Below are 14,873 nucleotides of genomic sequence, written 5' to 3' on the forward strand. Positions count from 1 at the left end.
GGCCGAACTTATTTATGCTTGAGTCCGACTCTCCGGATATGCAGGGTCAGCTTGATATCCGCACCAACGCTGCTGTACATGCTCTCCCAGTCGTTCTTGTCGTGAACATGCTCCTTCCAGTAGGCCGGATGATGGCTTCTGATCATTTCGCCCATGCCAAAGATATCGGAATGATCCTTCTGCGTCTGTTTGACCAGCCGGGTCAGTACCGTCTGAATCTGCTGCTCGAAATCCCGCTCAATCTCACGCAGCTTCAGGGGAGAGTCGATGGGAATATCGCTGCTGTAATGCTCATCCAAATCCCCCTCCAGGAAAATATGATAGCTCAAATGCGGCTTGCCGTCCCTGATCTCGCTCCGGGTCCGGGTGAAGCGTTCATTAATCTGGGTCATAACGATTCCCAGGTTCCCGGTATGGAGCATGGTGGAATACCCGCCGGGGTCCATCCCCATCATGGCCATGAACCCGCCGATTTCTATAGGGGCAGTCTTGCTGACCATTTTGCCGCCGCTGAAATAAGCCAGCCCTTTGATCAGAATATTGTCCCTGTTACGCAGTGCGACATAAGGCAGATAGGCGCTTTGTCCCCATTTAGAATCTGCTGACCAGAAGGTGCCGATATAATCGCGGGGGAACTTGCCGGAGGAGACAGATTTCTCCATCATCGACAAGATATAGAGCGTAGGTACGCGCTGCAGCGGCGGATTCACATCCATAAATGCCGAAGCGCGGCCCTCGGAGACGAGCAGCCAGGTTCTGCGCCGGATTTCCGGGTTGCGCCGGAGATAATCATTCAGCTCTGCAAGGCTGCCGCGGGCAATATCCTCGCTGATGATGACGATCCGCAGGTGGACCAGATAACGCGGGTCGGCAATCTGCTGCTGCAGGTTATTCATGGCATCGTCGAGGGAAATGCCTTGGACCGTCACCACCCAGACGGGACTGGTCTTGCTGTCGCCGGCACTCCCTCCGCCGGTGCCGGGTCCAAGGGGGACTCTGCCCGGGACGGCAATCTGTGCGGTGACACTGATCATCTCAGCCGGTAGACCGCCGTCGTGGATGTGTGTGACTCTGTCTTCCATTTGCGCCTCCTCCGCAGAGATCTTGTCAATGGACAACCCGAGAACAAGGGCGCGGTCCTCAATCTCCACCTGATCCCAGCATCCGCTGAGCAGCGGGGCAGCGATAACCAGCATGAGCAGCAGGGCGAGTGTACGCGGAAGCTGTTTGTTCATGGGGAAACCTTCTTCCCGTGTCGTCTGATGAGATAGACCGTCCATAAGAGCAGCGAATAGCCCAGCATCATTATCATACCGGCATTGCCCAGATGAAGAGACCACCTGTAGGTCTCGAACACATTGGAGGGCAGCATGGACAGGATGAACATCACCGGCAGCAATACACTTGAAGCCATACGCTGGTCGCGGAGACGCAGCAGCTTCTGCAGCAGATAAGCTGATATGTAGTAGGTCGTATAGATCGTCGTGAAGACAGAGATCACCCAGATGATAATGAAGATAGCATCCAGCCGCTCCAGGAATCCCTCGCCGAAGGCCGCCGAACGGGCCATCTCCAGTGTGGGGTAGATTAGCAGCTTGGTCTCTTCGGCACCAAACATTCCTACAGAGGCAATCACAATCAGCACGTAGATCGCCCCGGACATGAAGATGGCCCATGCTCCCGCCCGGACGGCATGATTCGGCTTCTCCATTAAAGGGATCAGCAGCACAACAACGAAGGCACTCTGGAACAGATAGGTGGCCTGCCGTGCGCCGTTCCAGAACTTAACGCCAGGTGCCATCAGCACAGGCTGCAGATTGAGCATGTCCACATTTTTGAGCGAGATGAGGATGGTAACCAGAATAGAGCCTACAATCAACGGCAGATAGAAAGAATGGATATAAGAGAACTTCAGAATATTGCGCCTGGAGGACAAGAGACTGATGAGCAGCATCAGGAATATGGTTGCTTCTATCGGCGTTTTTTTATACAGCACAGTTGTGGCCACATCCCCGAATTGGCGTACGGTGAGGCCGGTCAGCACAATGAACAACAGCATGATGGCCAGGGTGAATACAGCGGCAAGCGGACGTCCGATCAGCCGGCGGCTGAACACAAACAGGGTCTCCTGGGGGAAACGCTGGCATAGGGAGACCAGCAGCCAATAGATGATGAAGGAGATCAGCACACCGCTTAACGCAACGAATGGAGCGCTGGTGTTGCCCGCTTCTGTCATATAGCGCGGGAAGCTCAGGATTCCCACTCCGATAATCGTGCTGCTGATCACGGCTACCGCGCGTAGGGTTGTGATCTGGCGTGGCTTATTCATTCTTCTCATCTCCCTGCCTGAGAATCTGGTCTATTGCCCGGGACGGAACACTGCTGGGCAGCCTGTCACTATCCTGGGTATGCAGGAAGCTGGGACGGCGGCGCATCCACCATAGCGGCGCCCTTACCAGAGTATCCTTGAGATCGCGCCATTTGCCCGGAATGAACGGGGACATATACGGAACCCCGAAGGATTCCAGGAACAACAGATGGTTCAGAATCAGAATTGTACCAATCATGCCGCCATAGAGGCCGAACATACCGGACAGGATGATTAGCGGAAAGCGCAGCATCCGCAGGGCAATTGCCGCATTATAGGCAGGGGTGGCGAACGAACCGATCGTCGTCAGGGCCACAATAACAACAGTGATCGGGCTGGCCAGCCCGGCGCCTACCGCTGCCTGTCCGATGACAAGGACGCCTACAATAGATAATGCACCGCCGATCATCTGCGGCAGACGGATCGTCGCCTCACGCAGGACCTCCATGGACACCTCCATGATCAGCACCTCCACAACTGCCGGGAACGGTACGCCCGCTCTTCCGCCCGAGATGGCCACCGCGAAATCCGTAGGCAGCAGCTCGGGGTTAAACGAGATGACAGAAACATATAACGCCGGGAAAAAAAGCGAGCAGGCCAAAGCAATCAGCCGGATGATGCGGATCAGGCTGCCCATAATGAAGCGCTCCGTGTAATCATCCATCGTCTGAAAGAACTGATTGAACAGGGCGGGAACAATCAAGGCAAACGGCGAGCCATCGACGAGAATGGCCACCCGCCCTTCCAGGAGTGCGGCAACGGTCTTGTCCGGCCGCTCGGTGCTCTGCACCTGCGGGAAAGGGGACAGGGGCTGGTCTTCGATGAATTGCTCAATGTACCCGGCATCCAGGATGCCGTCAGTATGAATCATCGAGATTCTGCGCATGGCTTCCGCAACCAGAGCGCTGTCAGCGAGGCTGTCTATGTAACACAGAGCCACTCTAGACTGGGTACGCGTTCCGAGCGGACTGATCTCAATCCGGAAGTCCGTACTCTGCAGCCGGTAGCGCAGCAGGGAGAGGTTATTCTCCAGCTTTTCCACATAGCCTTCCCGGGGACCCCGGATCACCTGCTCCGTCTGCGGCTGCTCTACACCGCGCATCTCGATCTGCCGCATGTCCAGGTGGAGCGCTTCGGGAACCCCGTCAATCAACAGAATGAGGTCCCCCTTGACGGCGGCTGGAGGAAGCGTGGACAGGTCTGCCGTGGTTATCCCTTGTGTGACCTGGACTACTGTGCTCCAGATATAATGGGTCATTCCTGCCGCTTGATCCGGCATTCCCGGATGTTCAGACGGGCGTGCCATTAGCGGCTTCAGTACATGCTCACGCACCTGCTCCGTATTCACGAGGGAAGAGAAGAAGATCATCGCGGCCTGGCGGGTTCCGAAAAGCTGAAAGTCCCGTACGACCAGATCGCCGTTCTCCCCGAGCCGTGCCAGAAGCTCCTGGATATCGGTCTTCAGGTTGCCTGTAAGCTGGCTGCCGCTGGCCGGCTGCGGCGAAGAAGCCTGCTGCTTGTGTAAGTAGGAGGTGTATTTATCCTTCCAATCTTGCAAATAGGTTACCTCCTTAACAGGCAATTGGATTGAATCTATATAAAGTGTTGCTTGATCATGCTGTTTTTATGTAATTTCTAGGCAACAAGCTCTGAAAGAGTGCTATGATATCTGCCTCAGGCGGTTGCTTGGCAGCCGGTTGCCCGGTAAACTAAAAGGTAGAAAGCCTTAAGGAGTTTGAAGAGATATGGAGATGCAAGGATCATTAATGGAGCAGGCCCAGGCCGAGCTGCAAAAATATTATGGTTATCCCGATTTCCGGGAGGGCCAGAAAAAAATTGTGAACAATCTGCTGGAAGGCCGCGATACGCTTGGTATTCTGCCTACCGGAGGCGGTAAATCCATTTGCTATCAGGTTCCGGCGCTGCTGCAGCCGGGGCTTACCCTGGTTGTCTCGCCGCTGATCTCCCTGATGAAGGATCAGGTGGATGCTCTTACGACCGCAGGGATTCCCGCTGCTTATATCAACAGCACCCTGAGCGGCAAGGAAGTGAATGAGCGCATCCGCGCGGCCCGCCGTGGCGACTTGAAGCTGCTCTATGTAGCTCCCGAGCGTCTGGAGCTGGACTGGTTCCGCCTGGAAATGGCGGGACTGAACATTTCCTGCGTGGCTGTCGATGAGGCCCACTGCGTCTCGCAGTGGGGCCATGACTTCCGCACCAGTTATCTGGCGGTCTCCCCGTTCGTGGAGCAGCTGCCGCAGCGTCCGATTCTGGCGGCCTTCACCGCTACGGCTACCCCGGAGGTCATGGAGGATATGGTCCGGCTGCTGCGCCTGCGCGAGCCGGGCGTCTTCATGACCGGACTTGGCCGCGACAACCTGGCGATGTCCGTGCTGCGCGGAGAGAACAAGCGCGAGTTCGTGCTGGATTACGCGGCTCAGCATGCCAATCAGCCGGGCATCGTGTATGCCGCCACCCGCAAGGAGGTGGATGATCTCTATCAGCGCCTCCAGGCCGCAGGCATCACCGCCGGGCGTTATCATGCCGGAATGAATGACCAGGAGCGGGCAGATAGCCAGGAAGGTTTCCTCTATGACGATATCCGCGTCATGGTTGCCACGAATGCCTTCGGGATGGGCATCGACAAGTCTAACGTGCGTTATGTCATCCATTACAATATGCCGAAGAACATGGAGGCCTATGTTCAAGAGGCGGGCCGTGCCGGGCGTGACGGGGAGCCGAGCGATTGTATCCTGCTGTTCAGTGCGCAGGATATCATGACCCAGAAATTCCTGATTGAGCAGAACCCGCAGGACCCGGAACGCAAAGCCAACGAATACCGCAAGCTCCAGCAGATGATTGAATACTGCTATACCACGCGCTGCCTGCGCAGTGCGCAGCTCGACTATTTCGGCGAGAGCCATGACGACGATCACTGCGGGATCTGCAGCTCTTGTACCGACGAGCGTGAGCTGGTGGATATCACCGTAGAAGCGCAGAAGATCTTCTCCTGCATCCACCGGATGCGGGAGCGTTACGGGGTGGCGCTGGTCTCATCCGTGCTGAAGGGCTCGCGTAACCAGAAGGTGCTGCAATACGGCTTCGAGCAGCTGCCGACTCACGGCGCTATGTCCAGCCGCAGCGAGAAGGAGATTACCGAGATCATCAATATGCTGATCTCGGAAGGTTATCTGGCCTTGTCCGAAGGCCAGTATCCGGTGGTCCGGCTGCAGCCGCTGGCAGCCGAGGTGCTGCGCGGCCAGCGCCAGGTGCATCAGCGCGTCGCCCGGACGCTTGTCACCTCCGGCACGAGGGACCGCAGCCGCTCGCGCGATATTTCGCCGTCTGCGGTCAACGAGACGGTGTTCGAGCAGCTGCGCCTGATCCGCCGCGAGCTGGCGGGGCGCGAGCATGTGCCGTCGTACATCATTTTCAATGATGCGACGCTGCGCGAGATGAGCGTGGTCTGTCCGCAGACGGAATCGGAGATGCTGAGGGTGAAGGGTGTCGGTGAAGTGAAATACCGGAAGTACGGCAAGGCCTTCCTGGAGTTTTTTCAAAATGACATGTAAAGAAGGTTATAAGGCATGAGAATCGTCCTGGCCACATTAAATGCCAAATATATTCATACGTCGCTTGCGATCCGGCTGCTGAAGGCGTATAGCGAGCATGAATTCAAGGATATCCTTTTGGCGGAATATACCATCAAAGATCCCGCGATGAACATCGTGTCTGACCTTTTTCAGAAGCTGCCGGATGTGATTGGCTTCTCCTGTTATATCTGGAACATCGAGGAGACCATCAAGCTGGTCGGAATCCTCAAGCAGGTCATGCCGGAGGTCAAGATTGTGCTGGGCGGGCCGGAGGTATCCTATGAGCCGCTCTACTGGATGAAGCGGGAGGCCGGAGTGGACTTCGTCGTGAACGGTGACGGGGAAGAGACCTTCCACCATCTGCTGCAGGAGATCCGGGATGAACACAAGTACCATTTCGTATACGGTGCGGCTTACCGCAAGGGCGAAGAGCTGATCGTCAATCCTCCCCGTCCCAAAAGCGATCTCAACACCCTGCCGACTCCGCACCGTTTCGCGGAGGATCTGCCGGAGCTGAGCAAGCGTATCGTTTATTTTGAGACGAGCCGGGGCTGTCCCTTCAACTGCCAGTTCTGCCTGTCCAGCATTGAGGTGGGCGTGCGTTATTATGATATCGAACGGGTGAAGTCTGATCTGCTGTATCTGATCGAAGGCGGGGCCAAGGTCATCAAGTTCCTGGACCGTACCTTCAATATCAACCGCAATTATGCGATGGAAATGTTCCAGTTCCTGATCGACAATCATCAGGGCTGCGTGTTTCAGTTCGAGATAACCGCAGATATTATGCGTCCCGAGGTACTGGATTTCCTGGCACAGAATGCGCCTCCGGGCGTCTTCCGCTTCGAGATCGGCGTCCAGTCCACGAATGACGAGACGAATGAGCTGGTCAAGCGCCGCCAGAACTTCACCAAGCTGTCGCGCACCGTGATGAAGATCAAGGCCAGCGGCAATATCGACCAGCATCTCGATCTGATCGCCGGATTGCCGATGGAGGATTATGCCACCTTCCGCAAGACCTTCAATGATGTATTCGCCATGGAGCCGGAGGAGCTGCAGTTAGGCTTCCTCAAAATGCTGCGCGGAACCGGGCTGCGCGCCCAGGCTGCCAAATACGACTACACGTATATGGAGCATGCGCCATACGAAATTCTCAGCAGCCATGTCATGCCGTTCTCGGATATTATCCGGCTCAAGCGGCTGGAGGATGTGCTGGAGAAGTACTGGAACAGCCAGCGGCTGGCTCATTCCGTCAAGTACCTGATCCGCCATGTCTTCCCGTCACCGTTCGACTTCTTCCAGGAGTTCGGTGACTACTGGGAAGAACGGGGCTGGCAGAAGATCGGGCATCAGCTGGAGGATCTGTTCACCCGGCTGCATGATTTCCTGACGGACCGCGGCACGGCCTCCATGGACATTGTCACCGGCCTGATGAAGCTGGACTACTTCCTCGCCCATAAGTACAAGCCCCGCAAGATCTGGTGGGACGATGTCCTGGACAAGAGCGAGTGGACCAAATACATGAAGCAGATCGCCGAGCAGCCCGAGCGGGTTTCGGCAAAGCTCGCGGAGGCCGGACTTAGCGAGCGGGAGCTGCAAAAGTTCATCGTGCTCGACGAGCTGCCGTTCCGTCTTGCGCCGGTGCTGGAATCGATCAGCGGGCTGCGCTATGACGGGGAGCTTGGCGCTGAGGCAGGTGCACAGCCTGAAGCTGGTGCCAGGGACGGGGACGGCCGGGAGCTTCGTGGAGCGGCGGCCGAAGGAGAATCGGCGGAGCTTGCGGTAGCAGTGGCCGAGACTGGGGCGGTCCATAACGATCCGCACCCTGGTGCAAGCGATGGCCGCACGCTGCTGGTCGTCCTGTATCAGCAGGACGAGAGCCAGCGGGCGCAGTATTATATGCTGCCTTTGTAGGGAGTGGGGGATCGCCCGCGTGAAGGCTGTCTAACTGTCCAGTCAAGCAGATAGGTGTATTTCGTGCAATTAAAAGTCAGCGAACAGGCAGATTTGCCGGGTTAACTGCATTCCGTACAACTAAATATGGCGGATATGCTCTCTTTTCCACAAACTCAGGATTATAGCTGCACCAAATACAATTAAACCGTTCACACCCCAATATTTCTTTGTTTTAGTTGTACGAATTACAGTTAGGCATCTGGGTGAATAGTTGAGGTTATCACACAGAGGTAGCTTAGAGTGGAGGGTTCAGTCATGAATGAGCAGCAGCAACGTCTTACAGAACTGTTCACCCGCGATACGCTGCTAATGGATATTTTCAAGCGTGCCCAAGGCCTGGCCCCGTTCCCGTACTACATAGGTGCAGGATGCCTGGTGCAAACGGTGTGGAACGAGCGGACCGGGCGAGAGCCGGGGTACGGAATTAGTGACATCGATATTATTTACTACGATGCGTCGGATCTGAGCTATGCTGCTGAGGATGAGGTGATTGCGAAGGGCAGGGAGCTTTTTGACGGTATTGCCCTTCCGGTCGATCTCAAGAATCAGGCCAGAGTTCATCTGTGGTACCCCCAGAAGTTCGGTGTGGAGATCAACGCCTACCTCTCGCTTGAAGCGGCAATCGACAGCTGGCCGACTACAGTGACCTCACTGGGAGTAAGGCTTGAGCTGAACGGGGAATGGAAGATTTATGCTCCATTTGGTCTGGAGGATTTATTTCAATTGATTCTACGGCCCAACAAAGCACTGATCAGCGAGAAGATCTATGAAGCGAAAACGCAGAAATGGAAGTCGAAATGGCCGGAGCTTACGGTGGTTCCCTGGTAGAATATATGTGAAGTTGGGGGAATATAAGTGACGCAATTCTATCTTATCCGCCATGGTGAACCGCAGTGGGTTATTAATGAGCAGTACAAGTTGAAGGGGCATGGCCGGGATCTGGTTCCTCTTACCGCTTCAGGAGTCAACCAAGTGTTTCTGGCAGCACGGGATGAGCGTCTGCGGGATGCTGACCTGATCGTCTCTTCTCCGTATACGCGGCCGCTGCAATTTTATCCAAGGAATTAGGTTTGGACATAAGGATTGAATTCGATCTCAGGGAATGGCAGCCCGACTTAACTTTTGAATATGATTCATTAGAGCGGTTGACAGAGCTGGGGAATGATTACGATGCTCATCAAGGAGTCTATCCTCCAGGGGAAACTAAGCTTTGGGAATCCAAGGAGCTGCTGAGGAACCGAGTGGAGAAGGTGATTGACCAATATTTGGGCTTCCAAAAGGTGATTATTACCGGACACGGTATGGCTTTTCGTACCTTGGTAGGAGAAGAAGCAGAAATTCCACATGCCTCAATCAGCGAGTACACTAAAGTGAACACCTAATTGTGTTGGCTCTTTACCTGCCTGTCCTCCTAAAACGTGAATGGGGGAACGATACATGCATCCAAACATGCATCCAAAATTGATCTTAATCGAGGGTCTACCCGGCTACGGGAAGTCCACAGCGGCACAGCTGGTTTATGAAATTCTTACGGAGATGAATATGGGCGCTCAGCTTGTCCTGGAAGGGAACCTGGATCATCCCGCTGATTATGAGGGAGTAGCCTGCCTTACACAAGCAGAATACGATGAGTTGTCGAGAACCTGCGGCGGGAATCCGCGGGAAGTATTAAGCGCGCACACTACCTGCCAAGACAACTATTACCTGGTCGGGTACCGGAAAATAATAAATGATCACGGTCCTCTCCTTCCGAAGGAATGGATGGGCACATTGGCACGGAAGGATGTATATGAACTGCCGCTGGCTCAGCACAAAGAACTGATTACAGCAAGGTGGAGGCAGTTTGCGGAGAGGGCTTTAACGGGGCCGGATACGTATGTGTTTGATTGCTGTTTTATTCAAAATCCTGTGACTATGGGGATGATCAAGCACGATGCAGCCGAGGACTACATGATAAGCTACATTCAGGAACTGGAGGCCATTACAGCCGGATTGAATCCGCTGCTGATGTATATTGAACAGGACGATCTGGAGCATTCTTTCCGCAAAGCGGTCCGCCAAAGACCCCTGGAGTGGTCGGAAGGGTTCATCCAATATTACACCTCACAGGGATATGGCCTGAGACAGGGACACCAGGGCATAGAAGGAACTCTGAGGGTGCTTGAGGCCAGACAGAAACTGGAGGGAATTATATATAACCGCGTAAACATGGATAAGATCAAAGTCAATAATTCTTCGTATGATCTTCCGGCGTATAAGCAAGATTTAGCGGGGAGACTGGCAGGGTATTTAGAGCGTGAATAACGCGTCTTCGTAGAGTTACTGTTAATAGCTGCGTAATACCTGAGGTGATCATTTGGGTGTTGGCGCGGTAAGTGGGGGCTTAAGTGGTAAGTGAGGCTTAAGAAGAAGCCTGGAAATCGTGTATGAATTACAACATTCGCTGCTTCTGGAGCGTCAACATGGCGAAATCCTGCACAAAGTGGAGCGACCGATGCTCCTAAGAGCGTTAATTTGTTAGAAATCATGCAAAAAGTGCAACATTTGTTGCAATCGTGACAATTGCTGCTGCCGGATCAGAGGCATGCCTTACGTTGCAGCTAAGGGGAGAATTATCGCATACCTTAACTCGCTTACCTTAACTTACTGCCACGGCAAAATGTTACCATAGGCCTTAACTTACTGCTAAGGCCTGCTACGGCAAAACAATCGAAAGAGAGGCACTCCGTCCGGGCGGAGTGCCTCTCTTTTTCTGTAGATCAAAGTTCAGTAGTAACATTGGTCTTCACTGTGCAGACGAACGCCAGCATCAGACTAACACCAGACCAGTACGTGCGTCTGCATCAATAGGCTAATCCGCCGTAGGCTGTAGCCGCATAGATTCGGCAGGCAGGTGGCGGGCCAGCCAGTCTAGCACATCGGCCGTGACCTCGTCCCGGTTGACCTCGTTCAGCATCTCATGCCGGCCTCCCGGATACAGCTTGCACTCAACATCCTGAAGCCCCTGCTTCCGGTATAACTCAGCCAGACGCATCACCCCTTGACCGTTCATCCCCACAGGGTCCTTCTCGCCCGCGAATAGGTAAACCGGCTTGTCACTGCACAGGGTCCGCAGAGTAGACTTGGTATGAAGCTCGCGCAGCATATGGAAGAAATCCCGGAAGAAGCGGGTGGTACAGATCGCCCCGCAGTACGGGTCGGCAATGAAGTGGTCCACTTCCTCCGGGTCGCTGCTGAGCCAGTCAAAAGCCGTCCGCACCGGAGAGAAGGAGCGGTTGTATGCACCGAACACAATTCCGTTCAACAACACGCTGCGGTGATGGTCTCCCTGGAGTCTTAACTGCATCGCCGAGAGGGATTCCGCCATCCGCAGCATACTCCGGGGCCCATTGGTACCGCTGAGGATGAAGCCGCTGTAGATCTCATGGCCTTCTTCACACATCAGCTTTTGAGCCAGAAAGGAACCCATGCTGTGGGCGAACAGGTAGATAGGAGCTTGCTCATGCCGGGAGCAGGCAATGCCCCCAAGCTGCAGGAGATTGCGCCGCATCCAGTAGAAGCCGTTCTCTCCGCTGTCACCGAGCAGATTGACTCTGCCGGCGGTAAGGCCATGTCCCCGGTGGTCATTGGCATACACGGCATAACCGGCTGCGGTGAGCGCCGAAGCGAACCGGGCATATCGCGCAGCCGTCTCACACATACCGTGCGCAATCTGCACAATTCCCCGGATCTCCGTTCCCGCGTCCGGCAGCCATTCATAGACATGGATTTGGACATCTAAGGGATCAGTCATGGTAAAAGTGTTCTCAGTCATCGCCTGTCCTCCTGAAAGTGAAGTTCAGCATTCCTAGCGTAAAGAGTACCTTGTGCTACCCTAATCCAAGTGCAATGCAGTCCGGCTGCTTAAGGCAGATAAGAGCGCAGCACGGTAGATTGTCCTTCAATGCTGTAAGCGCCCAGGCTGGAAGGGAGCAGATAACATTCGCCAGCCGCATAAGGCTGGGAGCCGCCCTCCCAGATCAGGTGGCCGCTGCCCTCGCAGATCACCAGAATGGTGAAGCTGTCATCTGTAGTGGCGAGCTGCCATTCGCCGGCGACCACACCTTTTTCAACAATGAAATATGGAGAGGAGGCAATTTGCAGCCATTCCCCGGCCACGGCACCATCCGTCTTCATCGAAGTCGCGCCTGCTCCCTCATAAGCGGTCACATTCAGGGAATCCTCGATATGCAGCTCGCGCGGCTTCCCGTCGAGACCCGGACGGTCATAATCGTAAATCCGGTATGTAGTGTCAGAGTTCTGCTGGATCTCCGCTACAACGACACCTGCGCACAAGGCATGTACAGTCCCGGCAGGGATATAGAAGGAGTCTCCGGCAGCTACAGTTACTTCCTGCAGGCTGTCCATAACCGTTCCGTTCTCCAGCGCGTCCTTCAGCATCTCGCGGGTGACGCCTTCCTTCAGGCCGTAGATGATTTTGGCGCCTGGCTTGGCGTCCAGCACGTACCACATTTCGGTTTTGCCCAGCTCGCCCTTAGGCAGGCCGGCATAATCATCCGTAGGGTGTACCTGCACGGAGAGGTTATCGTTGCAATCCAGCAGCTTGATCAGCAGCGGGAATCTTCCGCCTTCTTCCGTGATGCCCTTGCTGCCGAACCACTCGTGCCCGAACTGCTCTCGGATGGCATCCAGGCCTTGTCCGGCCAGCTCGCCGTTGACAACAGAGGAGGTGCCGTTCGGATGATCGGCAATCATCCAGCCTTCGCCGATATGGCCTTCCGGCAGATCCAGGCCGAATTTCTCCAGCGCCCGGCCTCCCCAGACACGTTCTTTGAATTCCGGCTGAAATTTCAGAGGATATGGTTTCGTCATTACAACATCTTCCTTCCTGATAATAGAATGATCTTCAGTTACAGGGGGCTTGCTGCCTTCAGATGCTAGCCCCTTTGTCTCTTCTCTACAGCTACAACATACGGCGCAGACTCGCGCTGAAGCTGCCGGTACACGATAGTCTGCGCGTCCTGCTGGGCCAGTCCGGCGGCCCAGGCTTCGACAGCGGCGGCTTCGCGGCCGCCGCCTTCGTGGCCGGGATACAGCACGGCCGTGATGATCCCGCCCGGGCGAAGCAGCAGCAGCGCGGCCTCCAGCGCGGCCAGCGTGCTCTGCGGCTCGGTGATGATGGTCTTATCGGCATCGCCTGCGGGCAGATAGCCGAGGTTGAACATCACCGCCGCGACCGTTCCGCGCCAAGCGGGCGGAACGGCTTCAGCCATGGCTGCATGGCTCTGCTGCAGCAGCGTCACGGGAGCCAGCGCAGCAGGCGCTTCCTCCCGGGCCAGCCGCAGGCGCTCGCCGGCAAGAGCCAGCGCCTGTGGCTGAATGTCGAACCCGTACACCCCGCCGCGCGGCCCGGCCGCCTTGGCGAGGAACAGGGTGTCGGCTCCGGTGCCCACGGTGGCGTCGATAGCCCATCCGCCCGACGAGAGCCGCTCAGCGGTCAGCTTATGGGCGAAGCTAAGGACAGACAGGAAGCCCATCAGCCCTCCCTCCAGTACTTACCCTGCCAGGTGTCGCGTGCTGCCAACTCGTGATCTATCGCATTCAACACTTCCCATTTCTTGAGGCTCCACATCGGGCCGATCAGAGCATCGCGCGGGGCGTCACCGGTCAGCCGGTGGACGATCATGTCCGGCGGCAGAATTTCCAGCGAATCGGCAATGAGCTTCACATACTCATCCCGCTCCAGGAACCGCAGCAGCCCGGCTTCATACTGCTTCACCATCGGCGTTTTGCGCATGAGGTGAAGCAGGTGGATTTTGATCCCCTGAACCCCCATATTCGCTACAGCAGCTACGGTCTCCAGCATCATCTCATGCGTTTCTTGCGGAAGTCCGTGAATGATATGGGTACACACCCGGATGCCGTGACGGCGGAGCTTGGCAACAGCTTCAGTATAGCAGGCGGTATCATGCGCGCGGTTAATCAGATCCGAGGTGGACTGATGAATGGTCTGAAGCCCCATTTCCACCCATAGATAGGTGCGCTGGTTCAGCTCCGCGAGATACTCCACTACATCATCCGGGAGGCAGTCGGGGCGGGTGGCAATGGCGAGGCCGACAACCCCGGGCTGCTGCAAAATGACTTCATAATATTCCCTTAGCTCCTCGACAGGAGCATACGTATTAGTATAGGCCTGGAAGTAGCCGATATATTTGGCATTCGGCCATTTCTGATGCTGGCGGTCGCGGATATGGTTGAACTGGGTGACCAGGTCATCCCGGCGGCTTCCGGCGAAATCGCCTGAGCCTCTGGCACTGCAGAACGTACAGCCTCCTTTGGCGATGGAACCGTCTCGGTTCGGACAGGTGAAGCCTGCATCGAGCATGACCTTGAACACCTTGGTATCCATCTGCCCGCGCATTTCGTAGTTCCAGGTATGGAACCGTTTATCCCCCCACAGAAGCGGAGAGGAGGCCTGTAAAAGATTAGACATGTGCAGCTCCTTTCATTAACCTTCCCATTGTATCAAAAATCCGTGACGAACGTAACAATCCCTCCCGGAATTCCGCCGAAAAAAAGCTGGAAATAGGCCGTGAATTACTGCGAATTGGCTTGAAAATGCTTACACATTATGTTATATTTAAAGTGTTAAAAAAGCCGCTGCAGCAACCACAATCACATGCTTTGAATTCATAATTTCGTGTCGTCCGGTCCATACTAAACCTTAGAGGTGATAACGATGAATTCTCCAACGGTATTTGCTGATAACAAAGGTTCGATTGATGTGCAGCTGACTCCCGATGAAGCTCTCGCCCTGACAGGCGTAGAATTTAACGGCAACCACAAGATCAAGACAGAAGCGCAGCGGAAGATCCGCAGTGCGTTTGAGAAGACGTTCGAGTTCGATAAATAAATAGCAGTCCGCTGAACGGCGGGCCGGTAATGCAGATACAAGACGC

General features: G+C 55.2%; 12 protein-coding genes and 1 pseudogene. 6 read left to right on the forward strand and 7 right to left on the reverse strand.

The genetic code is table 11. The features are described from left to right. Nucleotides 1–8: 8 nt before the first annotated feature. From NST43_RS04950 to NST43_RS04960, 3 genes are read right to left on the reverse strand one after another with little or no spacing between them, the layout of a single operon-like run. Nucleotides 9–1,235 carry a Ger(x)C family spore germination protein gene (locus NST43_RS04950; protein ID WP_339222903.1) on the reverse strand — a complete coding sequence of 409 codons (1,227 nt, stop codon included), beginning with the start codon at nt 1,233–1,235 and terminating at the stop codon, nt 9–11. Beyond that, nucleotides 1,232–2,329, reverse strand: coding sequence for an endospore germination permease (locus NST43_RS04955; protein WP_339222905.1), 1,098 nt, complete (start codon nt 2,327–2,329; stop codon nt 1,232–1,234). The genes NST43_RS04950 and NST43_RS04955 overlap by 4 nt, the downstream gene beginning before the upstream one ends. Beyond that, on the reverse strand, nt 2,322–3,926 hold the full coding sequence (locus NST43_RS04960; RefSeq protein WP_339222907.1) for a spore germination protein: 1,605 nt from the start codon (nt 3,924–3,926) through the stop codon (nt 2,322–2,324). Before NST43_RS04960 ends, NST43_RS04955 begins: the two co-directional genes overlap by 8 nt. A gap of 187 nt (nt 3,927–4,113) precedes the next feature. On the opposite strand from NST43_RS04960, the gene recQ reads away from it, so the two are divergent. From recQ to NST43_RS04985, 5 genes and pseudogenes are all read left to right on the forward strand, one after another. Beyond that, entirely contained in the window at nt 4,114–5,940 is a 1,827-nt protein-coding gene (recQ, locus tag NST43_RS04965; RefSeq protein WP_339222908.1) for a DNA helicase RecQ, read from the forward strand. Between the two features lie 15 nt (nt 5,941–5,955). Next, nucleotides 5,956–7,872 (forward strand): B12-binding domain-containing radical SAM protein, encoded by a 1,917-nt coding sequence (locus NST43_RS04970; RefSeq protein WP_339222909.1) that lies wholly within the window; start codon nt 5,956–5,958, stop codon nt 7,870–7,872. Nucleotides 7,873–8,169: 297 nt separating this feature from the next. Further along, entirely contained in the window at nt 8,170–8,742 is a 573-nt protein-coding gene (locus NST43_RS04975) for a nucleotidyltransferase family protein (RefSeq protein ID WP_339222911.1), read from the forward strand. A gap of 27 nt (nt 8,743–8,769) precedes the next feature. Further along, nucleotides 8,770–9,296: pseudogene (locus NST43_RS04980) on the forward strand (histidine phosphatase family protein). Between the two features lie 79 nt (nt 9,297–9,375). Beyond that, entirely contained in the window at nt 9,376–10,218 is an 843-nt protein-coding gene (locus NST43_RS04985) for a hypothetical protein (protein WP_339222912.1), read from the forward strand. 547 nt (nt 10,219–10,765) lie between these two features. Here the strand turns inward: NST43_RS04985 and NST43_RS04990 are convergent. The 4 genes from NST43_RS04990 to NST43_RS05005 form a co-directional block, all read right to left on the reverse strand. Then, the gene (locus NST43_RS04990) at nt 10,766–11,728 is read right to left on the reverse strand and encodes an alpha/beta hydrolase (protein ID WP_339222913.1); all 963 of its coding nucleotides are present in this window, start codon (nt 11,726–11,728) and stop codon (nt 10,766–10,768) included. An 89-nt stretch (nt 11,729–11,817) separates the two neighbouring features. Continuing rightward, nucleotides 11,818–12,786 carry a type I phosphomannose isomerase catalytic subunit gene (locus tag NST43_RS04995; protein WP_339222915.1) on the reverse strand — a complete coding sequence of 323 codons (969 nt, stop codon included), beginning with the start codon at nt 12,784–12,786 and terminating at the stop codon, nt 11,818–11,820. Between the two features lie 65 nt (nt 12,787–12,851). Then, a complete protein-coding gene (locus tag NST43_RS05000) occupies nt 12,852–13,451 on the reverse strand; it encodes a class I SAM-dependent methyltransferase (protein ID WP_339222916.1) in 600 nt (199 codons plus the stop codon). Continuing rightward, complete coding sequence (locus tag NST43_RS05005) at nt 13,451–14,407, reverse strand: TIGR01212 family radical SAM protein (protein WP_339222918.1); 957 nt, start codon at nt 14,405–14,407, stop codon at nt 13,451–13,453. The genes NST43_RS05000 and NST43_RS05005 overlap by 1 nt, the downstream gene beginning before the upstream one ends. A gap of 246 nt (nt 14,408–14,653) precedes the next feature. Between NST43_RS05005 and NST43_RS05010 the strand changes: the two genes are divergently transcribed. After that, a complete protein-coding gene (locus NST43_RS05010; RefSeq protein ID WP_209991569.1) occupies nt 14,654–14,827 on the forward strand; it encodes a hypothetical protein in 174 nt (57 codons plus the stop codon). Nucleotides 14,828–14,873 lie beyond the last annotated feature (46 nt).

This window comes from Paenibacillus sp. FSL H8-0332 (assembly GCF_037963835.1).
GTDB classification, from domain to species: domain Bacteria; phylum Bacillota; class Bacilli; order Paenibacillales; family Paenibacillaceae; genus Paenibacillus_AQ; species Paenibacillus_AQ rhizoplanae.